The organism is Microbacterium sp. R1 (genome assembly GCF_015159725.1).
Lineage (GTDB): Bacteria > Actinomycetota > Actinomycetes > Actinomycetales > Microbacteriaceae > Microbacterium > Microbacterium oxydans.
This window is the reverse complement of record NZ_JADDUD010000001.1, coordinates 722,431-747,791: the sequence shown is the minus strand read 5'-3', so window position 1 is coordinate 747,791 and position 25,361 is coordinate 722,431. Positions and strand designations below refer to the sequence as shown.

At 67.3% G+C, this 25,361-nt stretch carries 26 protein-coding genes; 4 read left to right on the top strand and 22 right to left on the bottom strand.

What is annotated here, in order from left to right:
- Window positions 1-9: 9 nt before the first annotated feature.
- Window positions 10-1,263: a nucleotide sugar dehydrogenase gene (locus tag ILP86_RS03665; protein WP_220151072.1), complete on the top strand. Its 1,254-nt coding sequence runs from the start codon at window positions 10-12 to the stop codon at window positions 1,261-1,263.
- Complete coding sequence (locus tag ILP86_RS03660) at window positions 1,260-2,414, top strand: hypothetical protein (protein WP_193761393.1); 1,155 nt, start codon at window positions 1,260-1,262, stop codon at window positions 2,412-2,414. Before ILP86_RS03665 ends, ILP86_RS03660 begins: the two co-directional genes overlap by 4 nt.
- Here the strand turns inward: ILP86_RS03660 and ILP86_RS03655 are convergent.
- From ILP86_RS03655 to ILP86_RS03550, 22 genes are all read right to left on the bottom strand, one after another.
- Entirely contained in the window at window positions 2,393-3,415 is a 1,023-nt protein-coding gene (locus ILP86_RS03655; protein WP_193761392.1) for a hypothetical protein, read from the bottom strand. The genes ILP86_RS03660 and ILP86_RS03655 overlap by 22 nt on opposite strands.
- Complete coding sequence (locus ILP86_RS03650) at window positions 3,412-4,740, bottom strand: oligosaccharide repeat unit polymerase (RefSeq protein ID WP_113680401.1); 1,329 nt, start codon at window positions 4,738-4,740, stop codon at window positions 3,412-3,414. Before ILP86_RS03650 ends, ILP86_RS03655 begins: the two co-directional genes overlap by 4 nt.
- The gene (locus tag ILP86_RS03645) at window positions 4,737-5,873 is read right to left on the bottom strand and encodes a glycosyltransferase family 4 protein (RefSeq protein ID WP_193752217.1); all 1,137 of its coding nucleotides are present in this window, start codon (window positions 5,871-5,873) and stop codon (window positions 4,737-4,739) included. Before ILP86_RS03645 ends, ILP86_RS03650 begins: the two co-directional genes overlap by 4 nt.
- Window positions 5,870-6,802 (bottom strand): NAD-dependent epimerase/dehydratase family protein, encoded by a 933-nt coding sequence (locus ILP86_RS03640; protein WP_113680399.1) that lies wholly within the window; start codon window positions 6,800-6,802, stop codon window positions 5,870-5,872. The genes ILP86_RS03645 and ILP86_RS03640 overlap by 4 nt, the downstream gene beginning before the upstream one ends.
- Window positions 6,799-7,461: a NeuD/PglB/VioB family sugar acetyltransferase gene (locus ILP86_RS03635; protein ID WP_193761391.1), complete on the bottom strand. Its 663-nt coding sequence runs from the start codon at window positions 7,459-7,461 to the stop codon at window positions 6,799-6,801. Before ILP86_RS03635 ends, ILP86_RS03640 begins: the two co-directional genes overlap by 4 nt.
- Entirely contained in the window at window positions 7,454-8,077 is a 624-nt protein-coding gene (locus tag ILP86_RS03630; RefSeq protein ID WP_193761390.1) for a sugar transferase, read from the bottom strand. The genes ILP86_RS03635 and ILP86_RS03630 overlap by 8 nt, the downstream gene beginning before the upstream one ends.
- Window positions 8,074-9,210: a DegT/DnrJ/EryC1/StrS aminotransferase family protein gene (locus ILP86_RS03625; protein WP_193761389.1), complete on the bottom strand. Its 1,137-nt coding sequence runs from the start codon at window positions 9,208-9,210 to the stop codon at window positions 8,074-8,076. Before ILP86_RS03625 ends, ILP86_RS03630 begins: the two co-directional genes overlap by 4 nt.
- Complete coding sequence (locus ILP86_RS03620; protein ID WP_113680396.1) at window positions 9,207-11,015, bottom strand: nucleoside-diphosphate sugar epimerase/dehydratase; 1,809 nt, start codon at window positions 11,013-11,015, stop codon at window positions 9,207-9,209. Before ILP86_RS03620 ends, ILP86_RS03625 begins: the two co-directional genes overlap by 4 nt.
- Entirely contained in the window at window positions 11,012-11,599 is a 588-nt protein-coding gene (locus ILP86_RS03615; protein ID WP_061016826.1) for a hypothetical protein, read from the bottom strand. Before ILP86_RS03615 ends, ILP86_RS03620 begins: the two co-directional genes overlap by 4 nt.
- A gap of 255 nt (window positions 11,600-11,854) precedes the next feature.
- On the bottom strand, window positions 11,855-13,045 hold the full coding sequence (tuf, locus tag ILP86_RS03610; RefSeq protein ID WP_046747810.1) for an elongation factor Tu: 1,191 nt from the start codon (window positions 13,043-13,045) through the stop codon (window positions 11,855-11,857).
- A gap of 168 nt (window positions 13,046-13,213) precedes the next feature.
- Window positions 13,214-15,328, bottom strand: coding sequence for an elongation factor G (gene fusA, locus ILP86_RS03605; RefSeq protein WP_046747809.1), 2,115 nt, complete (start codon window positions 15,326-15,328; stop codon window positions 13,214-13,216).
- A gap of 87 nt (window positions 15,329-15,415) precedes the next feature.
- Window positions 15,416-15,886, bottom strand: coding sequence for a 30S ribosomal protein S7 (gene rpsG / locus ILP86_RS03600; protein WP_017201608.1), 471 nt, complete (start codon window positions 15,884-15,886; stop codon window positions 15,416-15,418).
- 5 nt (window positions 15,887-15,891) lie between these two features.
- The gene (gene rpsL, locus ILP86_RS03595) at window positions 15,892-16,260 is read right to left on the bottom strand and encodes a 30S ribosomal protein S12 (protein WP_017201609.1); all 369 of its coding nucleotides are present in this window, start codon (window positions 16,258-16,260) and stop codon (window positions 15,892-15,894) included.
- Between the two features lie 217 nt (window positions 16,261-16,477).
- Complete coding sequence (locus ILP86_RS03590; RefSeq protein ID WP_193761388.1) at window positions 16,478-17,125, bottom strand: spermidine/putrescine ABC transporter substrate-binding protein; 648 nt, start codon at window positions 17,123-17,125, stop codon at window positions 16,478-16,480.
- A gap of 81 nt (window positions 17,126-17,206) precedes the next feature.
- Window positions 17,207-17,641: a hypothetical protein gene (locus ILP86_RS03585; RefSeq protein WP_113680394.1), complete on the bottom strand. Its 435-nt coding sequence runs from the start codon at window positions 17,639-17,641 to the stop codon at window positions 17,207-17,209.
- A 65-nt stretch (window positions 17,642-17,706) separates the two neighbouring features.
- The gene (locus ILP86_RS03580; RefSeq protein WP_179515821.1) at window positions 17,707-18,738 is read right to left on the bottom strand and encodes an ABC transporter; all 1,032 of its coding nucleotides are present in this window, start codon (window positions 18,736-18,738) and stop codon (window positions 17,707-17,709) included.
- A gap of 109 nt (window positions 18,739-18,847) precedes the next feature.
- Window positions 18,848-19,000: a hypothetical protein gene (locus tag ILP86_RS03575; RefSeq protein WP_164734115.1), complete on the bottom strand. Its 153-nt coding sequence runs from the start codon at window positions 18,998-19,000 to the stop codon at window positions 18,848-18,850.
- Between the two features lie 70 nt (window positions 19,001-19,070).
- On the bottom strand, window positions 19,071-19,727 hold the full coding sequence (locus tag ILP86_RS03570; protein WP_058632567.1) for a hypothetical protein: 657 nt from the start codon (window positions 19,725-19,727) through the stop codon (window positions 19,071-19,073).
- Window positions 19,724-20,056, bottom strand: coding sequence for a PadR family transcriptional regulator (locus tag ILP86_RS03565; protein ID WP_046747805.1), 333 nt, complete (start codon window positions 20,054-20,056; stop codon window positions 19,724-19,726). Before ILP86_RS03565 ends, ILP86_RS03570 begins: the two co-directional genes overlap by 4 nt.
- Before the next feature lie 99 nt (window positions 20,057-20,155).
- On the bottom strand, window positions 20,156-21,094 hold the full coding sequence (locus ILP86_RS03560; RefSeq protein WP_046747804.1) for a sugar ABC transporter permease: 939 nt from the start codon (window positions 21,092-21,094) through the stop codon (window positions 20,156-20,158).
- 1 nt (window position 21,095) lies between these two features.
- Window positions 21,096-22,700 carry an ABC transporter permease subunit gene (locus tag ILP86_RS03555; protein ID WP_127012587.1) on the bottom strand — a complete coding sequence of 535 codons (1,605 nt, stop codon included), beginning with the start codon at window positions 22,698-22,700 and terminating at the stop codon, window positions 21,096-21,098.
- Between the two features lie 69 nt (window positions 22,701-22,769).
- The gene (locus ILP86_RS03550) at window positions 22,770-23,978 is read right to left on the bottom strand and encodes a maltose ABC transporter substrate-binding protein (RefSeq protein ID WP_193761387.1); all 1,209 of its coding nucleotides are present in this window, start codon (window positions 23,976-23,978) and stop codon (window positions 22,770-22,772) included.
- 185 nt (window positions 23,979-24,163) lie between these two features.
- Here ILP86_RS03550 and ILP86_RS03545 point away from each other — a divergent pair, with 185 nt between their 5' ends.
- Entirely contained in the window at window positions 24,164-24,595 is a 432-nt protein-coding gene (locus ILP86_RS03545; protein WP_046747801.1) for a hypothetical protein, read from the top strand.
- 13 nt (window positions 24,596-24,608) lie between these two features.
- Window positions 24,609-25,097, top strand: a complete 489-nt coding sequence (locus ILP86_RS03540; RefSeq protein ID WP_017829222.1) for a YajQ family cyclic di-GMP-binding protein — start codon at window positions 24,609-24,611, stop codon at window positions 25,095-25,097.
- Window positions 25,098-25,361: the final 264 nt, after the last annotated feature.

The window sequence follows — 25,361 nt, the reverse complement described above, 5'->3', positions numbered from 1 at the left end:
GGAGTGCACGTGAAAGCTGTCATCGTCGGTCAGGGATATGTCGGGCTTCCGGTAGCCATGCGCGCCGTGCAGGTGGGCATGACCGTCGTCGGACTCGATGTCGACAGCGTGCGGATCGCCGCTCTGCACGCCGGTGAGTCGTACGTCGATGACATCTCGTCGGAGCAGCTGAAGGAGGCGATCGCTTCCGGTCGCTATCTCGCGTCCTCCGACTACGACGACACCGAGGGCTTCGACGTCGCGGTGATCACGGTCCCCACCCCGCTCCGCGAGGGCCTCCCCGACATCTCCTACATCGAGTCGGCGGGAGCATCGTTGGCGACCCGACTCACCCGCGGGGCGACGGTCGTGCTCGAGTCCACGACCTACCCGGGCACGACAGAGGAGATCCTCGTCCCCCTCCTCGAGGCCGGGTCCGGGCTCCGGGCAGGACAGGACTTCGCCGTCGGATACAGCCCGGAGCGGATCGACCCAGGCAACCCCACGTGGGGCTTCGTCAACACACCGAAGGTCGTCTCCGGCATCGACGAGCAGTCACTCGGCAAGGTGAAGGCCTTCTACGACCTCCTCGTGGACCGAACGGTGAGCGTGACCACGCCCAAGGAGGCCGAGCTCACCAAGCTTCTCGAGAACACGTTCCGCCACGTCAACATCGCCCTGGTGAACGAACTCGCCGTGTTCGCGCACGAGCTGGGCGTCGACATCTGGGAATCGATCGATGCCGCGGCGACCAAGCCGTTCGGGTACATGAAGTTCACCCCGGGCCCCGGTGTCGGCGGCCACTGCCTTCCCGTGGATCCGAGCTACCTCTCGTGGCAGGTGCGGCGCAAGCTCGGACGTAGCTTCCGCTTCGTCGAACTCGCCAACGATGTCAACGACCACATGCCGGACTACGTCGCCCAGCGTTCCATGGAACTGCTCAACGAAGACCGGCGCTCGCTGAACGGGTCGACGATCCTGCTGGTCGGACTCGCGTACAAACGCGACACCGCCGACATCCGCGAGTCCCCCTCCCTGCGCCTCATCGAGCTGCTCACCTCCTTCGGTGCGTCCATCCGCGGCGCGGACCGCCACGTCGAGTCGCACCGGTGGCCGACCGCCGTCGAGCGCGTGGAGCTCTCCGCTGCGGAAGTCGAGGCCGCTGATCTGGTCATCCTGGTGACCGATCACTCCGACTTCGACCTGACGCTGCTGCACGAGTCCCCGACGCCGGTGCTCGACACCAAGGGCCGGCTCTCGGGACCCAGGGTCGTTCGTTTGTGAGCTCGCTGCGCCTGATCCTCACGTCCTCGGCTGCCGCGGTCGCGACACTCTCCGTTCAGGTCCTCGGCCTCATCACCCTCGCCCCCACGGACTTCGGGCTCTTCTCGATCGTCTATCTCGCCGGCGCCTTCGCGCTGTCGCTCGCACTCTCCCTCATCTGCGAGGCGGCGACCCGTTCACGCCAGGACGTCCCCACCTCCTGGCCGGACTTCAGCGGTGCGTCGACGGAGTTCGCCCTGATCTTCGCCGCCGTCTCCGCACTCGTCGTCTCCCTGACGAACTCGCCCCTGACGCCGTACTGGTGGCTGATCGCGCTCGCCATCGGCGGCAGCGCCTACCGCTCGACCGCACGGTTCTACGCGGTCGAGAACGGCGACACACGCGGGTCGGTCCTCGGTGACGCCATCGCCGCCATCGTCGCCGTCGTCCTCAGCGTCGTGACCCTCACCCTCCACAGCGGCGAGCTCTCCTGGGTCCTCGGCACCTGGGCGGCGTCGAGCGTCGTCGCCGCCGTGTTCTCGAGGTGGCCGGCTCTGAGTCGACCTGGCGTGCTCGTGCGCTGGACCCGTCAGCGCTGGACCGCCATCGCTCCCCTCGTGCGCGACTCCCTGATCATGGATGCCTCGTCGATCGGTACCCCCTACGCGCTGGCCCCGATCTTAGGAGTGGGCCCGTTCGGTGTCTACCGGGCCGTGTCGAACGTCGCCGCACCGGTGCGCCTGCTGCTGAATCCGATCCGGCCGCGCATCGCCCGACTGCGGATGTCTGCGGCGACCGTCGGCGCGGTCGTGGCCGGCGGTATCGTGCTCGGCGGTCTCGCCGCCGGGGTGCTGCTGCTGCTCGGCGAGACGTCCTGGCCGCTCGGCACTCTCCGGGACCTCATTCCGTTCGCCGCACCGACCGCGATCTTCGTCATGGCGAACATGGTGGGGCACACCTTCTACATCGTGTCCAGGCTGCGGGCCTCACGACGCGGCCTGCTCGCGGCGCGGCTCGTCCAGACCGCGCTGGGCGTCGTCGGGCCGCTGGCGGGTGCTCTGCTGGGCGGGCTGAGCGGAGCGATATGGGCATACGCCCTCTCCACCCTGCTGTCGTCGCTCTTCTGGCTGCTCGTCGCCCGCCGCGCGGATCAGCTGCCGGTCACCGCCTGACGCCAGACCGACTCCCACGCCGAGAAGCTGTAGTGATCCCGGACTGTGCGGTGACCTGCGGCTCCCCGCTCAGCACGTCGCGTCGCGCTCTCCGAGAAGAAGCCGGTGAGAGCGTCCGCCCAGTCGTCCGCGCTCTCGGGCGCGATGCCGTCTCCTCTGCGGAGGATCTCGGCGTTCACCCCGACCGGGTCGCCCATCATCGGAATCCCGGCCGCGCCGTACTGCAGCAGCTTGTAGCCGCACTTGCCTCGCGACCAGGCGGAATCCGGTGTCGGCATCAGCCCGAGATCGGCGTCGGCGAGCACGGCACCGAAGGTCTGCGGCGACCACGCCACCCGGTCGACGATCGCGTCCAGCGGTCCGAGCTCCGCGTCCCCCGCGCTGACGACGGTGAGCCGCATGCCCGTCCGCTCATGCGCGTACAGCAGCGCAGACTCGATGTCGCGCAGATAGCGCTCCGTGGCGGGCGAGCCGATCCATATCGCGCGCGGCGTCTCCCCGATGTCGAAGCTCGTCTTGCGCGAGTAGTCTGCCGGATCCACGCAGCTCGGGATCACGGTCACGCGAGGGTTGATCCGACTCGCCGCCTCGGCGAGTGCGGCGTTTCCCGCGATGACGACATCGGCCGCGCCGACCGCCGCTCGCCAGATCGCCGCCTTCGGGAACGGGCCCCGGCGGTCGAGGTGGAGGGCGTCGTCGAAATCATAGATCCCGACGCGCTCGCCACTCAGCAGACGTCTCTCCACACCACCGCGGCTCAGCGGACTCGCCTGCCGCGACACCAGCACTCGCGCGTCGCGCGGAGGCCTGCGACGCAGCTCCGCCTCGGCCGCGAGCAGCCGCCGAGGAGACTTCAGGAGAGACCGTCCGGAGTTGGTCGCCCCGTCGAGATACGAGTGCGTGACCGCGGGCACCTCCAGCCTGTCGAGCCAGTCGAAGACGCGGACCCGTGCGCTTCCCGCACTGCGCCCGTAGCTGGTGTACGTGTGCAGCGCCGTCATGATGCCGCCCGCCGGCGAGAGCCGATCACCCCGAGCACCACGATGATCGCGGCTGTGACGAGGTACAGCGTGTTGTTGGTCTTCTGCGTGAACGTGACCAGGAACAGCGTCGACACCAGCAGGGCCGAAAGCCACCAGCGCGCCGGGGATGCTCGCCGCGTGGAGTAGAGGTAGGCCACGAGCGCACCGATCGCCGCCGCGCCGAGGGCGACGCCGACGACCCGCCAGTCCCGATAGAACGGCTCCAGCCATGTATACACGTTCGTCAGAGTCCCCACGTTGACGAACGGCGCTACTGGGTTCCAGGTGCGCAGTCCGGGGATCAGACTCAGGACGGGTTCGAAGAAGGCGGTTCCGAATGTCTGCGGGTTGAAATCGCCGTAGACGATGCGAGGCCCGCCCACCGGGGGCCACGCGCCGTTGGTGGAATCCACCAGGGACAGGAACGCGGGCACGCCCGCGGTCAGATAGATGAACGGGCTGGACAGCCCGGAGGCGCTCAGCAATGGCGAGACGTTGCTGCCGACATCACCCGTCTTGCCCAGCGCACCCGCGAGCACCTGGAAGGCGAGTAGCGCACCGGCGCCGATGGCTGCGATCGACATCATCATCACCCAGGGGCGGAGGTACCACGCCCGCACGCGGCCGCCGCGCCAGGAGCGCGCGTAGAGGAGGAGAAGGGCAGCGATCGCGAGCAGAACCCCAGCGAAGAGGTTCGTCCGCTGCAGCAGGGCGAGCATCGAGGCGGCGAGCAGGACCGCAGCCGGCACGCGCCACCACCACGCGAGTCCGTTCCGGACCGACCCCGGGACGATGAGGATCGCGAGCAGAAGAGGTCCGACGTACATCAGCAGACGTGCCCACAGGGGCACCCCGGCGAGGTACGACTCGGCAGCCCCACGGATCGTTCCGGGATGGAACCAGAAGGTCTCCCACCCGAAGCGCTGGAGGATGGTCCAGATGTACACCCCGAAACCCAGCGCGTAGGCGCCGGCGAGGATCAGCAGGACTCGTCGGCTGACGAGCGCATGGTCCCGCGGTGCCAGGTCGGCGCTGCGTGCCTTGCGGGCTGCGAGCGCGATACCTCCCCACGCCCCGACGGAGAAGAACGCGATACCGACCAGCAGCACGCCCCACGCGGCGATCGATGCACCGTGATAGGCGATGAGCCCCGACCCGACGAGGACCAGCGTCACCGCCCACACCGCGTTGTGCACGACCACGGGAAGGAACGCTCGTCGCGCGATGAACCAGGTCAGGACGGTCAGTCCGATGAGCACGGCGACGACGACGAGCGCGCCGACACCGTTGGAGACGTCCGTCATCGCCGACCTCGCTCCATCTCACTCCGCAGGAAGTCGGACACCGAGGCATGGACCGCGTCACGTCGGAAATGCTCGACCACGAAGTCGCGGGCGTTCGCGCCCAGGTCCGCCGCGAGATGCGGATCCTCGATCACCCGCTGCAGAGCGTCGGCGAGCTGACCCGCGTCCCCCGCCGTCACCATGAGTCCGGTGCGCTCGGGGATCACGGAATCCACCGCTCCGGTCGCATCCGTCGTGACGACGGCGATCCCCGTCGCCCCCGCCTCCAGCACGACGTTGGGGAAGCCCTCGCGCAGGGTCGGGAGGCAGAGGGATCGCATCAGGGGATAGTACATCGATGTGTCCGGCACGGCCCCGAGCACGATCGGGGCCCGCCGCAGTCGAGAGAAGGAACCCAGTTCCGCACCGTCGACGCCGCCCACGATCAGCAGCTGGTATGCCGCCCCGCGATCGTCCAGGAGGCGGCAGGCCTCGGCGAGGACCTCGAGGCCCTTGTCGTGGTTGAGTCTGCCGACGAAGCCGATGACGGGGACACCGGGCAGGAGGCCATCGACCTGCGCCGCCGTGTTGCCGGGGGCGAAGCGATCCACATCCACACCGTTGGAGCTGCCTCTGCCGCGCACGGTGATGCGTGCGGCCGGCGCGAGCCGCAGGGACACGACGCGCTGTCGGAGACTCGGACTCACCGCCAGCGTGGTGGTCGCGAGGCGGATCGTCAGACGCTCCATGATCGTCAGCACCCGCCGAGTCATCCCCGCTGCGGTCTCCAGTCGGAGCCCGCGCAGGTGATACACGCGAGTGCGAACGCCGAGCAGTCGGGCGGCGGTGATGCCGAGCAGGCCTGCTTTCGGAGTGCCGACGAAGACGACGTCGGGCCGGAGGCGGCGGATCAGCCGCATCCAGTCCCGCAGCCCTCGGACGTCCCCGACGATGTCGATCTCTCTGGCCATAGGGAGCGGATGCACCGAGACGCCGGGAGACGTTGCGAGCGCCTCGAGTCTCTCGCCGGGCGAGCTCGCGACGTGCACCTCCCATCCGTCAGCGACCAGCCGCTGCGGCAGCCCGGACAGCAGGCCGATGGAGACGTCCGCCGTGACACCGATCAGTATGCGAGCGGTCGCGGCCGGGGTCACGAGTCCTTGCTCCGGAACCACGCGACGGTCTTCGCGATTCCTTCCTCGAGCGGGACGGGCTGCACGTCGGGGAACAGCTCCCGCAGACGAACGCCGTCGGACTGGGAGGCACGTACATCGCCAGGACGCGGATCGACGTGCTCGACGCTCACCGTGCGGCCGGTCTGATCTTCGATGACGGTCACCAGCTCGCGCAGCGTGGTGTTGGTTCCGAACGCGAGATTCACGGGATGTCCCGACGTCACGCGGTCTCGGACGGCGACCATGAGCGCATGCGTCACCGTGTCGACGCTCGTGAAGTCCCGCGACTGCAGGCCGTCGCCGTGGATGGTGAGCGCCCGTCCGGCGAGGGCCGCGTCGACGAACCTCGGGATCACGGCGGCGTACACATGATCGGCCGGCTGGTAGGGACCGTAGACGTTGAAGAAGCGGAACGCCAAGGTCGGAAGACCGTAGGAGTACTGGTACGCCAGCACGTAGGCCTCTCCCCCGAGCTTGGTCGCCGCGTACGGGCTCATCGGCCGCGTCCAGTCGAACTCCGACTTCGGCAGAGCGGGGTTGGCGCCGTACACGGAGCTCGAGGATGCCATCACCACGTAGGCGTTCTCGCGCCGGGCCGCTTCGAGCACGGTCAGCGTCCCCGTCAGGTTGGCGACGTGAGAGGCGACGGGGTCGTCGATGGACCGCGGGACGCTGCCGAGCGCGCCCAGGTGGACGACCGCGTCCGCGCCGACCGTGGCGGCGGCGACCGCTTCGGCATCGGCGACGGACCCGCGGTGCAGCGTGATCCGCGTTCCGGCGAGGTTGGATTCGCGTCCCGTGCTGAAGTCGTCCAGCACGTGGACATCGACATCGGGCGCCTCGTCGTTGAACCGTCGCACGAGGTTCGAACCGATGAACCCGGCACCGCCGGTGATGACTACCTTCACGAGCTGTGACTCTTTTCTGTTGTTCTGTGGATACGAGCGGGCACTCCCACCAGTGTCACCCGTGCAGGGGCGTCCTTGGTCACGCACGCAGCCGCACCGACCGTGACGTCCGCACCGATGCTCAATCCCTGCAGCACCACCGATTTCGCGCCGATGAGCACGCGCTCTCCGATGCGCACGTCCCCCGACACCACCGATCCCGGATTCAAGGACACCGTATCCGCGAGGACACTGTCATGGCCGACGATGGCTCCCGGATTCAAGTGAGCGTGTCGTCCGACCCGGACATTCGTCGACACCAGCACACCGGCGCACACGACCGTGCCGACGCCGATCGTCGTCAGGGACCCGATCGACGCGCCGGGGTGCACCAGCGTCTCCGCCCGGTCGCTTCCCACCCGCGCGGCGATGTGCGCGCGATGTTCGGGCGACCCCACCGCGATGACGAATGACGACGCCGGGTGCGCGGCGAGTGCCGCATCGATGGTGCCGAGATGGCGATGGCCCCGATCGGCCAGACGCTCCAGAGCGAGAGGGCTGGGGGCGTCGTCGGCGAAACCGAGCACGTCGAAGCGGGGCGACACCGCGTTCAGGGCTTCGACGACGTCCAGCGTCTCGCGCGCGAAGCCTCCGGCGCCGAGGATGATCAGCTCACGCATCGGCATCCTTCAGACCTCGGAACTCCGGCATCGTCGCGTGCCCGTCGGCGCTGACCCCGTCACGGCGCACCACGACGGCGACCGTGCGCCACAGGATCCAGAGGTCGAGCCTCATCGATCGTGTGTCGACGTACTTCACGTCGAGCTGCAACCGCTCATCCCAGTCGACGGTGTTCCGACCGCTCACCTGCGCCAACCCGGTGACCCCTGGTCGCACCTCATGCCGACGAGCCTGCACTGGCGTGTACCGGTCGAGGTAGGAGACGAGGAGAGGGCGTGGACCCACCAGGCTCATATCGCCGAGCAGCACGTTCCAGAAGGTCGGCAGCTCGTCGAGGCTGGTGCCGCGCAGCAGACGCCCGAACGCGGTCAGCCGCGCCGCGTCGTCGGCGGTGCCGACCGCAGGATCGGCGGGGCGCATGGTGCGGAACTTGTAGAGGGTGAAGACCTTCCCCTCGCGTCCCGGCCGCGGCTGCCGGAAGATCACCGGGCGACCGAGGTTCACCAGCACCAGCGCAGCCACGATGATCTGCAGGGGAAGGGAGAGGATCAGGACCACGGCGGCGACACCGAGGTCGAGCGTGCGTTTGGCCGCATCGAAGAAGACTCTGCTCATGCGCGCTCAGCCAGGAAACCGCGGATCAGGGTCTGCACACGCTCCATCTGCTCCTCGGACAGCGCCGACCCCGACGGCAGCGTGATGCCCACGCGGAAGAAGCGCTCCGAGACCCCGTTCACCGCGGCCGGGGCCTCGGCGAAGACGGGCTGCAGGTGCATCGGCTTCCACAGCGGTCGGGATTCGACGTCATGAGAACCGAGGTGCGCGGAGAGCTCGGAGGCACTCCAGCCGGTGACGTCCTCGTCGACGAGCACGGCGGTGAGCCACGCGTTGTCCTCGGCATCGTGGTCTCCGCCGAACACCGAGACGCCGTCGACGTCCGCGAACAGCGCGCGGTACTCGTCGCGCCAGCGGTGACGTCGGCGGATCATGTCGTCGAGGCGGGACAGCTGTGCGCGACCGAGCGCGGCGAGGAGGTTGCTGAGCCGGTAGTTGTAGCCGATGTCGGTGTGCTCGTAGTGCGCGACCGGCTGTCGCGCCTGCGTCGCGAGATAGCGGACGCGATCTGCGATCTCCGCGTCATCGGTCACCAGCATGCCGCCGCCGGAGGTCGTCATGATCTTGTTGCCGTTGAAGGAGAAGACCGACGCGCGCCCGAAGCTGCCTGCGGGTCGGCCGCCGCGGCGGGCTCCGAGCGACTCGGCGGCATCGGCGAGCACCGGGATCCCGTACGCGTCGGCGATCTGCTCGATCGCCTCGAGATCGGCGACCTTGCCGAGCAGGTCGACGGGGACGATCGCCTTCGGCAGTGTGCCCTTCGCCTCGAGTTCCGTGATGACCTCGCGGAGCAGGCCCACATCCATGTTGCCCGTCACCGGGTCCGCGTCGATGAAGTACGGCGTCGCGCCCGTGTAGGCGATCGCATTGGCGGTGGCAGCGAACGTGAAGCTCGACGTGACGACGATGTCGCCGGCACCGACCCCGAGCGCGAGAAGTCCGAGGTGGAGCCCGGCCGTCCCCGAGCTCAGCGCGACCGCGTGGCGCACTCCGACCCTGTCGCACATCTCGCGCTCGAAGGCGTCGACGTCCGGACCGAGCGGAGCGACCCATCCGGACCGCAGTGCGGCGACGATCGCCTTCTCCTCGAGCTCGCCGACATCGGGAGACGACATGTAGATCCGGTCGTTCATCGCGGGAGGTCTCCTTCTCGACCATGGGCGGACACGGCAGCCTCTGCGGGAACGAGCCGGCGCATCCAGCCGCCGAGGTCGAGCGCCTCCGGGCTGATGCTCCCGATCGACGTGTGCTGGATCTGGGGGTGGAAGGGTCGTTCGACGACCTCGTCTTCACCGACCAGTTCCTCGTGCAGCTTCTCGCCTGGGCGCAGACCGGTGTAGACGATCTCGATGTACTCGCCGGACATCGCGATCATGCGTTGCGCGATGTCGAGGATCTTCACCGGCTCACCCATGTCGAGGATGAGCACTTCGCCCGGCCGGCCGATGCTTCCGGCTTGGATCACCAGTTGGCACGCTTCGGAGATCGTCATGAAGTATCGAGTGACCTCCGGGTGGGTCACGGTCACGGGCCCGCCTGCCTCGATCAGGGTCCGGAACATGGGGAGCATGGAGCCCCTGCTGCCGATCACGTTGCCGAAGCGCACGGAGAGGTACCGCCGATGCGAGCTCTTCGCGGCCCACACCGTGAGCTTCTCCGCCACGCGCTTGGAGTGTCCGAGGACGCTCGAGGGGTTCGCCGCCTTGTCGGTGGAGATGTTCACGAACGTCTCGACATCGACGTCGAGGGCGGCTTCGAGCACGTTCCGGGTGCCGAGCACGTTCGTCTTCCAGGCCTCTTCGGGATACTGCTCGAGCATGGGCAGATGTTTCAGCGCCGCAGCGTGGAAGACGACTTCGGGGCGATGACGACGGAAGATCTCGCGGAGCGATTCGACATCGCGGATGTCGGCGAGGACGACATCCTCGGTGTCGAGAAGGCCGTGGCCGGAAATGCTGAGCTGACTTCCCTGCAGGCCGCTCTCGTCGCGGTCGAGCATGACGAGCACGTCCGGACCGAACTGCGAGAGCTGGCGGCAGAGCTCGCCGCCGATCGACCCGCCGGCCCCGGTGACGAGCACACGCTTCCCCGTCACGTATCCCGCGATCGACTTGACATCGGTGTCGACGGGTTGACGGCCGATGAGGTCTTCGATGCTGACATCCCTCAGGTCCCGGATGCGGCTCGCGCCCTGCAGGACCTTGTCGAGTTCGGGGAGCACGAGCACGTTGAGACCGGCAGCGTTGCCCGCGTCGGTGACGCGACGCAGCAGTGCGGCGTCGGCGCGTCCTACCGCGATGATGAGCTCCGTCGCGCCGCTCAGCTCGACGGCAGCCCTCAGCTGAGCGAGCGTCCCGAGGACGGGAACCCCCTTGACCCGCAGGTTCCGCTTCTTGAGGTCATCGTCGATCAGACCGACGGGACTGAAGACCGGCTCCTTCGTCTCGTTGAGCATTCGGCTGATCAGCTGCTGGCCCACCCACCCGGCGCCGAACACCAGCACCTTGCGCGATCCTCCCGGAACGTCATCGCTCTTCCGGCTGAAGACGAGCGGCACGTAGCGGAAGACCAGCATCAGGACCAACGCGATCGCCGTCACGGAGAGGGCGGTTCGAAGGGCCTCCGCCGGCTGACGCATCCAGACGAGCAGCACGACCCCCATGAGGACACCCACGAGGAGCGCGGCGAGCCCCAGTGCGCGGACTTCCTCGATGGAGCCGTACAGGTAGCGCCCGCGATACAAGTGAAGGACGAACCCGGCAGCGAACTGCGCGGCGATGAGGCCCGCGATCACGATCAACGCGAACGGCCACACCGTCAGCGGGACGAGGAAGTCATAGCGCAGCAGCACCACCAGCAACGCGGCGATGGCCCACGCCACCGCGTCCGGGATCAGCCGATTGACCGTACGGATACCCGTACCTTCTCCGATGCTCATTCGTTCCCTCCGTGTCGGTCAGCCGTCGCTCCGACCGTCGTGCGGCCCCCCATCACGAAGCGGAGACCGGCGTATGCGACGGCCAGCGCCAGGCCGATGAGTGCCCCCACCGGGAGCACGGTCACCGCGAGCGGCTGGACGGGCGCCACCGGCGTCACCGCTTCGAACGTCTCCGCGCTGACGCCGGATCCGGCCTGCTCCGCCGCGGACTCGGCGATCGCGGTCGCCATGGCCGCCGCCGTCCGAGGGTCCGTGTGCGAGACGGTCACCGCGGTGATCGAAGTCTCCGGACGCCACGTTGCGGAGACGCGGTCGGCGAGTTCGCTCCGCGATACGCCGAAGTCCTCGGCGATCGGGGCGAGGACGCTCTCCGAACGGGCGCGGACGGCAGCATTCGAAGCCACTGTGCGAGGGACGAAGGTCTCCCGGGTGTCGCCCGCGCTGAACACGATCTCCGCTTCCGCCTCATAGGTCGGAGGCGTGAAGACGAGCACCGCCGTCGAAGCGAGCACGCTCAGCAGGAAGACGGCCGTCATGCCCACCCATGCGCGTCTGAACGCGCCGAACCACTCCTCCGGCGACATGCTTCTCCTCTTCGAACCACATGGGCACGGAACGACTCTGTAATCCAGCATCCCAATACATCGGAGTCGGACGGTCAAAACACGCCAACAATCCCGATGTACGACGCTGCCGCTCCTGCGCGGTCTAGTCATTCTATTGGATGAAATGTCGCACCCCATGCCGACATCGCCCGAGCCCGACGCCGTCGTGAGCGCCCGGTGCACGACAAAGGGGCCGGACCCGAAGGTCCGACCCCTTTGCGAGGAAGCAGGTGCTTACTTGATGATCTTCGTGACCGTACCGGCGCCGACGGTGCGTCCACCCTCACGGATGGCGAAGCCGAGGCCCTCCTCCATGGCGATCGGCTGGATCAGCTCGACCGTCATGTCGGTGGTGTCGCCGGGCATGACCATCTCGGTGCCCTCGGGCAGCGAGATGACGCCGGTGACGTCGGTGGTGCGGAAGTAGAACTGCGGGCGGTAGTTCGTGTAGAACGGGTTGTGACGCCCACCCTCGTCCTTGGACAGGATGTAAGCGGTGCCCTCGAAGTCGGTGTGCGGCGTGACCGAACCCGGCTTCACGATGACCTGGCCGCGCTCGACGTCCTCACGCTTGGTGCCGCGGAGCAGCAGACCACAGTTCTCGCCGGCCCAGGCCTCGTCGAGCTGCTTGTGGAACATCTCGATACCCGTGACCGTGGTCTTGACGGTCGGACGGAGTCCGACGATCTCGACCTCGGAGTTGATGGCCAGCGTGCCACGCTCGGCGCGACCCGTGACGACGGTGCCACGACCGGTGATCGTGAAGACGTCCTCGACGGGCATCAGGAACGGCTTGTCACGGTCACGCTCCGGGTCCGGAACGCTGTCGTCGACAGCCTGCATCAGGTCCAGGATCGCCTGGGTCCACTTCTCGTCGCCCTCGAGGGCCTTGAGAGCCGAGACGCGGACGACAGGAGCGTCCTCGTCGAAGCCCTGGCCTGCGAGCAGCTCGCGGACCTCGAGCTCGACGAGCTCCAGGATCTCCTCGTCGTCGACCATGTCGGACTTGTTCAGCGCGACCAGCAGGTACGGAACGCCGACCTGCTTGGCGAGCAGCACGTGCTCACGCGTCTGAGCCATCGGGCCGTCGGTGGCGGCGACCACGAGGATCGCGCCGTCCATCTGAGCCGCACCGGTGATCATGTTCTTGACGTAGTCGGCGTGGCCGGGAGCGTCAACGTGCGCGTAGTGGCGCTTGGGGGTCTCGTACTCGATGTGCGAGATGTTGATGGTGATTCCACGCTGGCGCTCTTCCGGCGCCGAGTCGATGGAAGCGAAGTCACGCTGCACGTTGGTGTCGGACGGGAACTTGTCAGCAAGCACCTTCGAGATCGCTGCGGAGAGCGTGGTCTTGCCGTGGTCGACGTGACCGATCGTTCCGATGTTGACGTGCGGCTTGGTCCGCTCGAACTTGGCCTTAGCCACTGGGTCCTCCTCAGGACGTCGTTGTAGAGGTGACCGGGCACTGGTTTGCGACCGGTTCTCTACGGGTTAGGTTCTCAGTTTAGTAGAGAGGGAATGTGAAGTTGTAGGTGACCTGGGAACCCCGGGTGCTTCGACAGGCTCAGCGACCCAGGGCTCCCAGAAGAGCGATTACTCGCCCTTGGTCTTCTGGACGATCTCGTCGGCCACAGCGCGGGGCACCTCAGCGTAGCTGTGGAACTCCATCGAGTAGACGGCACGGCCCGAGGTCTTCGAGCGCAGGTCGCCGATGTAGCCGAACATCTCGGACAGCGGGACCTGAGCGCGGACGACCTTGACGCCGGCAGCGTCTTCCATCGACTGGATCTGGCCACGACGCGAGTTCAGGTCGCCGATGACGTCGCCCATGTACTCCTCAGGAGTACGGACCTCGACGGCCATCAGCGGCTCGAGCAACACGGGGTTGGCACGACGCGCGGCCTCCTTGAAGCCCATGGAGCCCGCGATCTTGAACGCCATCTCCGAGGAGTCGACGTCGTGGGCCGCACCGTCGACGATGGTCGCCTTGACGCCGACCATCGGGTAGCCCGCGAGCACACCGACGTTCATCGCGTCCTGGAAACCGGCGTCGATCGAGCCGATGTACTCACGAGGGATGCGACCACCGGTGACGGCGTTCACGAACTCGTAGGTCTTCTCGGAGTCGAGGTCGAGCGGCTCGATGGTGAACTGGATCTTGGCGAACTGTCCAGAACCACCGGTCTGCTTCTTGTGCGTGTAGTCGTGCTTCTCGACGGTCTTGCGGATCGTCTCGCGGTACGCCACCTGCGGCTTGCCGACGTTGGCCTCGACGTTGAACTCGCGCTTCATGCGGTCGACGAGGATGTCGAGGTGCAGCTCGCCCATGCCCTTGATGGTCGTCTGACCGGTCTCGGGGTTGAGCTCCGTGCGGAAGGTCGGGTCCTCTTCAGCGAGCTTCTGGATGGCGACACCCAGCTTCTCCTGGTCGGCCTTGGTCTTCGGCTCGATCGCGACCTCGATGACGGGCTCCGGGAACGTCATCGACTCGAGGACGACGGGCGCCGTCGGGTCGGTGAGGGTGTCACCCGTGGTGGTGTCCTTGAGGCCGATGACCGCGTAGATGTTGCCGGCGGTGACCGAGGGGACCGGGATCTCCTTGTTGGCGTGCATCTGGAAGATCTTCCCGATGCGCTCCTTCTTGTTCTTGGTCGAGTTGACGACGGCCGAACCGGAGTCGAGGTGGCCCGAGTAGACGCGCACGTAGGTGAGGCGACCGAAGAACGGGTGAACGGCGACCTTGAACGCGAGAGCTGCGAACGGGTCATTGGCGTCGGGGTGACGCTCGATGATCGTGTCGTAGTCCTTCGGGTCGTGCGCCTCGATCGAGCCCACGTCGAGCGGGTTCGGGAGGTAGTCGACGACCGCGTCGAGCATCGGCTGGACGCCGCGGTTCTTGAACGCGGAGCCGCAGAGCACCGGGTAGATCTCGCTCGCGACGGTCAGCTTGCGGATGGCGCCCTTGATCTCGGCGACCGTGAGCTCCTCGCCACCGAAGAACTTCTCCAGCAGCGCGTCGTCGGTCTCGGCGACGGTCTCGAGGAGCTGCTGACGGTACTCCGCCGCCTTCTCCTTGAGGTCTTCCGGGATCTCCTGGATCTCGTAGGAGGCGCCCATGGTGACGTCACCCTTGGAGTCTCCGGCCCAGACCAGTGCACGCATCTCGATCAGGTCGACCACGCCGATGAAGTCGCTCTCCGCGCCGATCGGCAGCTGGATCACGAGCGGCTTGGCGCCGAGGCGGTTGATGATGGTGTCGACCGTGAAGTAGAAGTCGGCGCCGAGCTTGTCCATCTTGTTGACGAAGCAGATGCGCGGGACGTTGTACTTGTCGGCCTGACGCCAGACGGTCTCGGACTGGGGCTCGACGCCCTCCTTGCCGTCGAACACGGCGACCGCACCGTCGAGCACGCGGAGCGAACGCTCCACCTCGACCGTGAAGTCCACGTGGCCGGGGGTGTCGATGATGTTGATCTGGTTCTTGTTCCAGTAGCAGGTCACGGCGGCAGACGTGATCGTGATGCCGCGCTCCTTCTCCTGCTCCATCCAGTCGGTGGTCGAGGCGCCGTCGTGCGTCTCGCCGAGCTTGTGGTTGACGCCCGTGTAGAACAGGATGCGCTCGGTCGTCGTGGTCTTGCCGGCATCGATGTGCGCCATGATGCCGATGTTGCGGACCTTGCTCAGGTCCGTGAGCACGTCTTGTGCCACAGGAGTGTCCTTATCTTTTGGAGCAGGTGTACTGCGAAGAGGGGGTGCCGGCCCCTCGGCGGGTGGCCGAGGGGCCGGCGGAGCTGTTTACCAGCGGTAGTGAGCGAACGCGCGGTTCGACTCGGCCATCTTGTGCGTGTCCTCGCGGCGCTTGACCGCGGCACCCAGGCCGTTCGACGCGTCGAGGATCTCGTTCTGCAGACGCTCGGTCATCGTCTTCTCACGACGGCCCTTCGCGTAGCTCACGAGCCAGCGCAGTGCGAGCGTGTTGGCGCGGTGAGGCTTGACCTCGACCGGCACCTGGTAGGTCGAGCCACCGACGCGGCGGCTGCGGACCTCGAGGGTCGGGCGCACGTTGTCGAGCGCCTTCTTCAGGGTGGCGACGGCGTCCTGACCGTTCTTCGCCTCGACACCGCGGAGGGCGCCGTAGACGATCGACTCGGCCAGCGACTTCTTGCCGTCGACGAGGATCTTGTTCACCAGCGAGGTGACGATCGGTGCGCCGTATACCGGGTCGTTGACGACGGGGCGCTTGGGGGCTGGTCCCTTACGAGGCATCTAACTCAACCCTTCTTCGCGCCGTAGCGGGAACGAGCCTGCTTACGGTTCTTGACTGCCTGGGTGTCCAGGGCGCCGCGGACGATCTTGTAACGCACACCGGGGAGGTCCTTGACACGACCGCCACGCACGAGCACGAGCGAGTGCTCCTGCAGGTTGTGGCCCTCACCGGGGATGTACGCGGTGACCTCGGTGCCGTTGCGGAGCTTCACACGAGCGACCTTGCGCATCGCGGAGTTCGGCTTCTTCGGCGTGGTGGTGTAGACGCGGGTGCAGACCCCGGCCTGCTGCGGGTTCGACTTGAGCGCCGGCGCCTTGGTCTTGGTGACCTTGGGCGAGCGACCCTTGCGAACCAACTGCTGAATGGTTGGCACGTTCTCTCCTCATAGTGCTGCACGGTGACAGCGTGATGGGTTTCACATCATGACCCACCGGCACGCCGGAACCGACGAGCTTTTGGTGTGATGGGTATGCCGTGGGGGCAGACCGACAGGTGCCGGCGCCCAGTGCGCACGCGGAGGCGTGCACACACCTGATCAAGTGTAATGCCGCGTAACGTAGCGGTCAAATGGGCGTGCCTGCGCTCGCACGTCAGGGCAGGTCGGGGTCGAACGGCGAGTCGAGCGATTCGGTCAGCTCGGCCAGCAGAGCCTCGATCTGCGGCTCGACGTGCTGCGAGACCGCGGCCTGGATCGAGATCCGATGCCGCAGCAGGATGCCGCAGATCTCGCGGCCCACCAGGTTGGCGTACTCGTCGGCGAGTGCCACCTCCTGCCGGAGCGCGATCTTGGCCTCCTCCGTGAGCGGAGGCAGCGCGGGGAGCTCCGCGGCAGATTCGTCCGCGAGCCCGGCGATGGTGAACAGGAACGGGGCGCCAGGAACCGGATCGGGATCGAGCGGGAGGCCGTCGAACTCGGGGTCGAGATCCTCCGCCGGGCGATAGCTGCGGGCACGGTTGCGCGCGGCCTGCTGGTCGAGTTCGCGCTGCAGCATCGGCAGGTTCCTCGCCGTGTACTCCGCGACGGCATGATCGACGATGGTCTTGATCCTGGTCGACAGCCCGTGCTGCACCCCGTGCGGCACGTTCGCCCCGATGCCGGCCGCCGAGAGGATCGGAGAGCCGAGACACCGACGACACGGCGCGACGCGACCGCGGTGGGTCGCCGGCTCCCAGCGCGGCACCCAGCGCAACCAGGCTTCGACGGCCTGGTCGACCTGCGTCTCCAACGAGCGCTCCACTCCACCAGCGTACGGCGCGTCGCCCCTCGCCGTCGCGATTTCCCCAGCCCGGCGGGGCGAAGACGGACGAGCGCCCGAAGGTCACTCCTCCTCTTCGCGCTCCCAGGGCCAGCGTGGATGCTCCGCACGGGTGCGCCGCAGGGCGATACCGCCCCACCCGGCGATCAGCGCAGCCAGCACGATGACAGCGCTCGCACCGCCTCGCACCAGGTCTCCGGCGACCGCAGTCGCGAGCACGAGATCTCCGTCGCCGATGAGTACGGCGAACCAGACCACGACGAGGTGGGCGAGTCCCGCCGTCAGGGCGATCGCGACCGTCGCCACATAGGAGGGCTGCGACCGACGCAGCGTCGACCACAGGACGAGGGCGAAGGAGACGACGGCGGCGATCATCCCGGCCACTCCCGGCACCTGGCCCAGGTTCGGGACCGCGATGATGTCGGTGTCCGTGGCGACGCTCACCGCTCCGAGCCCGAAGACGGCGAGCGCGAAGAAGCCGATGGTGGCGAGGACCACCGCCAGGATGGCCGAAACCCCCGCGGACTCGGGTCCGCGGGGGTTCGGCGTGGTGGAGTTCGTGATTACCTCGCCAGCGTCGGGCCGGCTTCGAGCGTGCGCTCGTACTCGCGCTGCGCCTCGGCGTTCAGCTCGGTCTTGCGGGCGCCACTGCGTGCGACCCACGCGCCGAACCAGATCGTGAGCTCGCGGGCGAACACGAATGCCGCGATCGCGAGCGGAGCGAGCAGTTGCTCGCCGACGAGATCGAGCCCCTGGCTCGAGCTGAGCTTCCAGAACGGGGCTTCGAAGAGCTGCCCGAGGATGTGGCCGCCGTACGCGATGACGCCGACGATGAGACCGAAGACGACCCAGAGTCCCCAGCGACCGCGGTTGATGATCGCGCCGAGCAGCCAGAACCCGAGGAAGAACACGACGACGGGCGTCCAGAACCCCCAGGTGGACAGCGGGGCGACAGCACTCTGACCGATGTTCTCTCCGGTCACGTCACCGGCGATCGCGCCGAGACCGAGCCATGCACCGAGGTACAGGACCGCGAAGACGAGGGTGGCGAGAAGCCCGATGGCCCCTGCCGTGCCGCGGTTGCCCCGGTCACGGGGAGGCTCGGGAGCCTGGACGAAGATCGGCTGCGGCTGCGCTGCGGCCGCGACCACCAGCGGCTCCGAGGGGACGACACGCGTCTCGGCCTCATCGCCGTACTGGGCGTAGGCGGCTCCCGCCATGCCGGACTGCTCGTGACCGAAGGGCACGGGCTCGCCCACGACGGGCTCCGGGTAGAAGGAGGTGGTCTCGGCGTCGGCCTGAGCCCTGATCTCTTCGGCGCGGTCGTACGATGCAGCGGAGGAAGCGGGGGTCACCGCGGGGGGCGGCGAAGCGAAGGTTCCGGGGTGTTCGCGCTCGGCCGCTTCGAAAGCGGCGAGGTCGGGATCCACGGGTGCGGCGGCCGGCGTGACGTCGCCACCGTCTGCCACGGTCTCGCCGGAGCCGGGAACATCCGCACCTGCGGCCGCGGCGGCATCCAGACCCGCGTTCGCGCTGCCGACGACGTCGTCAACGTCAGCCGGCTTCTCGGGCTGGGGAACGTCGGGGTCACTCATGGGGTGCGCCTCTCATCGGAATCGTGCATTGCGAGGGTACCTCCGCGCGAACGGACGCTCGCGGAGGCGTGCCGACGTGTCGGCATTCATGCGGATACGTCGTCCCAGGTCAGGGAAGAGCGGTGCGAAGCGCATCCCCGGCGAACTGGGCGAGCACGGGGACCATCGGAAGCGACAGCCACACGAGGGCGCCGATGACGCCGACGCACACGATGCCGGCGAACCAGCTCATCCCGAGGTTGCGACCCCCCACCCGTGCCATGACTCCACGCTAGGCCCGAAGCACCGATCCCCCGAGGAGCAACGCCGATATCCGGTGCGCGGCACCCGCTTCATCCTGCGGCGCGCCCCCGGAGTCGCCACAGCAGCCACAGCCCGGAGAGCGGGACGAGGAGGAATCCGAGGAGGATGAGGACGTGCCACTCCCCCACGCCGGGCACGAGCGGGTTGACGGCGGGGACCTCCGGGGGCGTCCCGGTCCCCGAGGAGCTCCCACCCGACTCCGTCGAGGAGAAGGCCGTCAGCGTGGAGACCGTGAGGAACGAGATGCCGGTGACGACGAAGGGTACGACGATCGCGACCACCTTTTCCCACGTCCTCCAGAGCGAGCTCGCGCTCACGAGCGCGGCGCCGACGAACCAGCCGAGTACGGGCACGACGATCCCTCCGAAGCTCAACGTCAGCGCCGCAGCGATCGCGAACCCTCTCGTCGAGGTCGCCGGCGGACGCGGCACCGGGGGCGCGGCGACCGCGGGCGCGCCGATGATCGTCGGCCCGGACGGGACTTCCGCCTGAGCCCCATCGGCGATCGCGACAGGATCGCCGAGATCCGCGATGCGTGCCGCCGTCGCTTCGGCATCGAGCCCCTGCAGCTCCTCGAGGATGCCGGCACGGATATCGCTCGCGACACCGTGCGGCAGGTTGCGCATGGCCTCGTCGAGCCGCGCGAGGTACTCGGTGCGGAGGTCGTCTGCGGTGAGCTCTGTCATGGTCGTCCCTCTCCGACGATGCCCGTGACGACACGGGCGAATGGTGTCCACTGGGCGCGGAAACGGTCCAACTGATCGATCCCGCTGCCGGTGAGCCGGTAGTACTTGCGCACCGGACCACTGTCGGAGGGCTGATCGAACGTGGTGACCCACCCGTTGTCCTTCAGCCTCCCGAGCAGCGGGTACAGCGTGCCGATGCTGGCGATCAGGCCCGCGCCGGTGAGCGCATCCGCCAGCTGCCAGCCGTACATCGGCTCGCGCGCGAGCAGCCCGAGCACGCAGTACTCGACCACTCCCTTGCGCATCTGAGCGCCAACATCAGCTGTCATGCAAGACAAGGTAGCATGCGAGACAAGAGAGCGTGCGGAGTCCGACCGTGCGGGCACCCGTGCCCACCGGATCACGACGCCGGCGGGCAGACCAGCGGCTCAGCCCTTCGTCGCTCCGGCCGTCAGACCGCCCACGATGTACTTCTGCAGGAACAGGAACAGGATCATCACCGGGATCGCGGCCATCACGGCCCCCGCCGAGAACGCCGACCAGTCCGCATACCGCGGGTTCGCGACGAGCTTCGTCAGACCGACCACGAGCGTCTGCTGATCGACGTCGACGAGCATGACGCTCGCGATGACGTACTCGTTGACGGTGCCGATGAACGAGAGCAGTCCGACCACCGCGAGGATCGGCGCGACCAGACGAAGGATGATCGTGAAGAAGATGCGTGCATGACCGGCACCGTCGATGCGGGCAGCCTCGTCGATCTCCTTGGGGATCGTGTTGAAGAAGCCGTACATCAGGTAGGTGTTCACACCGAGCGCTCCACCGAGGTACACCAGGATCAGACCCGTGTGGGTGTTCAGACCGATGGCCGGGAACCAGTCCCCCAGGGTCGACATGAGGAGGAAGATCGCGACCACGGCGAGCAGCTGCGGGAACATCTGCACGACCACGATCGTCACGAGGCCCACGCGGCGCCCGGCGAACCTCATGCGCGAGAAGGCGTAGGCGGCGCACGCTCCGATGAAGACCGTGACCGCGCCGGTGACGACGGCGATCAGGAGCGTATTGAGGAACCACGTGCCGTACGGGTTCTGCGGGTCGCTGAGGATGCGCACGTAGCTGTCGATCCCGATCGCGGAGAACAGCTGGTTCGAGCCCGTCAGCGTCCCCTTCGGGTTCAGCGAGGCCGAGACGACGTACAGCAGCGGGAACAGCGCGAACGCGCTCACGACGATCGCCACGAGGTGACGCCATCCGGTGTCGGCGAACCAGGCGCCGAAGCTGCGGCGGCGCGGAGCGAGGGTCTGCGCCTTCTCGGCGGACCGGGTTGTGGCGGGACGCTCGGTGATGGGGCTGTCGGTGCTCATGTCAGTTCAGCTCCTCGAGGGCCTTGGTCTTGCGGAAGCTGATGATGGAGATCGTCGCGACCACGATGAAGATCAGGATCGTGAAGGCCGACGCCAGACCGTAGTCGCGGGTCTGACCCGTGAAGGCCACCTTGTAGACCATCGAGATCAGGATGTCGGTGTGGCCCACGGGGATGGACACATCGCTGAAGCGCGGCCCGCCCTTGGTGAGCATGTAGATCAGGTTGAAGTTGTTGAAGTTGAACGCGAACGACGAGATCAGCAGCGGCGCCACGGTCACGAGCAGCAGCGGCAGCTTGATGCGGCGGAAGACCTGCCACGGGTTCGCGCCGTCCATCACGGCGGCTTCGTTGACGTCCTCCGGGATGCCCTGCAGCGCCCCCATGCAGACCAGGAACATGTACGGGAACCCGAGCCACAGGTTCACCAGCAGCACCGACACCTTGGCGAGCGTGGGATCGGTCAGCCACGGGATCGCGGCCCCGCCGAAGATCACCTGGTTGATGAAGCCGAAGCTCTCGTTCATCATGCCCGCCCAGACCAGCGCGGACAGGAACGCGGGGAACGCGTACGGGAGGATCAGGATGATGCGGTAGCCGTTGCGGAAGCGCATACGGGTGTTGTTGAACACCAGCGCGAGCAGCAGACCGAGGAAGAACGTGGTCGCGACCGAGATCAGGGCGAACGCGAAGGTCCAGAGCGTCACCGAGATGAGCGGACCGCGGATGGAGGAGTCGGTGACAGCGCGCACGAAGTTGTCGAAACCGACCGTCGTCTGCCATCCGGGGAGGAGCTGCTCTCCGCCTTCGGCTGTGAACGCACCGTCACCCGTGTCGGAGTAGACGATCCCTGTGGTGGTGTCGGTGATCGTGTCTGCAGCCTCGTCGTACTCGAGCGTCGAGACGTAGAGGTAGCCCTTCTGCCCGTCGGGAGCGCGCAGGCTGCCCTCGTTGGGGTCGTCGCTGAACGGGACGGAGAGCTGCTCCAGCTCCTCCGACAGCGTGAAGACGGTGGCGAGGGGAAGCGTGGTCCACCCGTCGACCGCGACGGCCTTGTCACCTTCGAACTGCGCGTCGACCTCTGCGAGCGGCTGCTCCGCCGTGCCGAGGAGTGCATCGCCGGTGTCCGGGTCTGTCGCCAGCAGGCCGTAGGTGCCGAACTGCTCGACCACGGTGACGGGGTACGTCGGCGAGTCCTCGACCCGTTCCTGCGCCGATGCGAGAAGCGACGAGATCGCCTGGTCCTTGGTTCCGTTGTGGCCGGTGCCGTAGTTCGTGAAGCCGATGTACCCGGTGTAGAGCAGCGTGAAGACCTGGAACACGATCAGGAAGATGATGCCGGGCGTCAGGTACTTCGCCGCGATGCGCTTGCGGGAGAAGTAGATGTAGTTGACGAGGACCGCGACCACGACGACGATGCCGAGGATCAACCACTCCTGGTGGGCGAAGAGGACGAACGCGGCATACAGCGCGATCGCATCGACGACCGCCAGCAGGAGGATCTTCAGCAGCATCCAGCCGATCGGCCCTGATGCAGCCTCGGCGATCTTGGCGGCCTGGCGCTGGCGCTTGGTCGGAGGAGCTGTGCGCTCTTCGGTGTCAGTCATGTCGTCCTCGTCATGATCCTGCCGGGGCGGGCGAAGGCGCCCACCCCGGCAGAGTCAGTGTCCTGGCTGTTACTTGATCGCGGCGGTCACGTCGTCGACGAGCTTCTGCCACGTCGTCGCCGGGTCCTCGCCGTTGATGATCGCGGCCTCGGCCACGCCCCAGTACTGCCAGACCGCACCCATGGCCGGGATGGCGGGCATCGGCACGGCGTCGGCACCGACGGCCTGGAAGCCGGCGATGATCGGGTCGGCGGCCGCGGTGTCGGCCGCAGCGGTGAGCGCGGGAAGCACGTTGCCGGCCTTGAACAGCTCGAGCTGCACGTCTTCGGTGCCGATGTAGTTCACGAGGAAGTCGTTCGCGGCGACCTTGTTCTTCGACTCCGCGCTCACGAAGAAGCCCTTCACTCCGGCGAACGGCGATGCGGTCTCACCGGTCGGGCTCGGGATCGGGTCGATCGCGACGTTGATGCCGGCGTCGGTGGCCGCACCCACGTTCCACGGACCGGTCAGCCAGAAGGCGGCCGTGCCGTCGAGGAACTGCTGCTTGGCGATCTCACCGTCGACGTCGGTGTTGAGCACGCCGGCTGCGCCCTGCGCGCCCAGCCAGTCGGCGAAGGCGAAGCCGCCCTCGCTGCCGAGCTGGAGGTCGGTGGAGTCGTAGCTGCCGGTGTCGTCGGTGCCGAACACCGGGGCGCCGAACGCGGTCTGGAACGGGTACAGGTGGTACGGGTTGCCCTCGGTCCCCTGCTCGACGACGAACTTCCCCTTGGAGATCATGTCGTCGAAGCTGGTCGCGGGAGCCGGAACCAGGTCGGCGTTGCGGAGCACGGCGATGTTCTCCACGGCGTACGGGAGCATGTAGACGGTGCCGTCGTACGTCGCCGCCTGCAGCGCGACGGGGAGGTAGTCCTCGGAGCTGTCGCCCAGCTCGATCGGAGCGACCACGCCGTTCGTGGAGAGCTCGCCCAGCCAGTCGTGCGCGCCCATGACGATGTCGGGGCCCTTGCCGGTCGGGACCTGCTGGATGAAGTCGTCCTTCATGTCGTCGACCGACTTGCCCGTGAGCTGGACCTTGACGCCAGTCTTCTCCTCGTAGGCATCTGCGGCGCCCTGAAGCGCGTCGACCCGCTCGGCGTCGACCCAGACGACCAGCGCACTGCTGTCGTCGGAGCCGGAGGTGTCGTCGTTGCTGGTCCCCGTGGAGCAGCCGGCAAGCGTCAGAGTCGAAACGATGGCGATCGCGCCCGCGGCGACGATGCCCCTCTTGTTCACCTTCATTGGTGTGTGCCTCTCTCAGTGCTGATCACCTGCAAGGACTGCAAGCGCTTACAGTATGCATCGAAATCAGGGGTGTTCGCAATGAGAGAGGCCGTCGATATCAACCCGTGATGCACCGAAATCCGCTTCACTCGGATGGAAACGCTTCCACGGGTCCGACGAAACCCGCTCCGTAGACTGTGGTCATGGCTGGTGGCACACTTCGCATCCGCAGGATCACGGCAGCGCTCGCGTTGGCGCTCACGGCGATGGCGCTGAGCGGGTGCACCGTGTTCGCCCCGAGCTATGGCGTCCTGGATCGAGAAGCCGAGCCGGAAGACGCCGTCCCGGACGCGGTGGCGGAGCAGGACTCCGGAGACGTCGCCGACCTGTCGTCGGCCCGCCTGGTGGGTGAACACTCCGGCAGCTCGATCTGGCTGCTGCGCGGCGTCGAACACGGAGCGGTATGCGTGCTCGCCTTCCCCGAGGATGGCGAGTGGGGCATGGCGTGCGGCGGAGAAGGCGCCCCCGTGGAGATGAGTGGTCCCGCCGGGCACTTCGTGACCGTCCCCGACGACTACCCCACGCCGGACGGAGCCACCCGGGTCTCCGACAACGTCTACGCGCTGAGCCCCTGAGTAGGATGAAACCATGGCTGACAGCTCATTTGACATCGTCTCGAAGGTCGACCACCAGGAAGCGGAGAACGCTCTGAACCAGGCCCGCAAGGAGATCGAGCAGCGCTACGACTTCAAGGGCACCGGTGCGTCGATCGCCTGGAGCGGCGAGAGCATCCTCATCATCGCGAACACCGAGGAGCGCGCCAAGGCCGTGCTCGACGTGTTCCAGTCCAAGCTCATCAAGCGCGGCATCTCGCTGAAGAGCCTCGAGTCCGGCGACCCGTTCGCCAGCGGCAAGGAGTTCCGCATCGTCTCGACGCTCAAGGACGGCATCTCCTCCGAGAACGCGAAGAAGATCAACAAGATCATCCGGGACGAGGGCCCCAAGGGCGTGAAGAGCCAGATCCAGGGCGACGAGCTGCGCGTGCAGTCCAAGAGCCGCGACGACCTGCAGTCGGTCATCGCGCTGTTGAAGGGCGCCGACCTCGATCTCGACCTGCAGTTCATCAACTACCGGTAAGCGTCGCGCTCGACGACGGAGGGGCCGGATGCGATCGCTTCCGGCCCCTCCGTCGTGATTTCTGGACTGCGTGCCAGATTGTTGAATTGCATACCAATATATGGGTTTCGGTACCCAAGACTGGGAAGCGGTCGACTCGACCGACGACGCGAACGCCGCGTGACGCACTGCCGTCGTAGGGCTGCGCGATTTCGGTATTGCGAGCTTGCCCTCGTGGGGACGAGGCCGCGGCAGTTCCATGCGCTCGCGTCTTCGGTGGCCGGC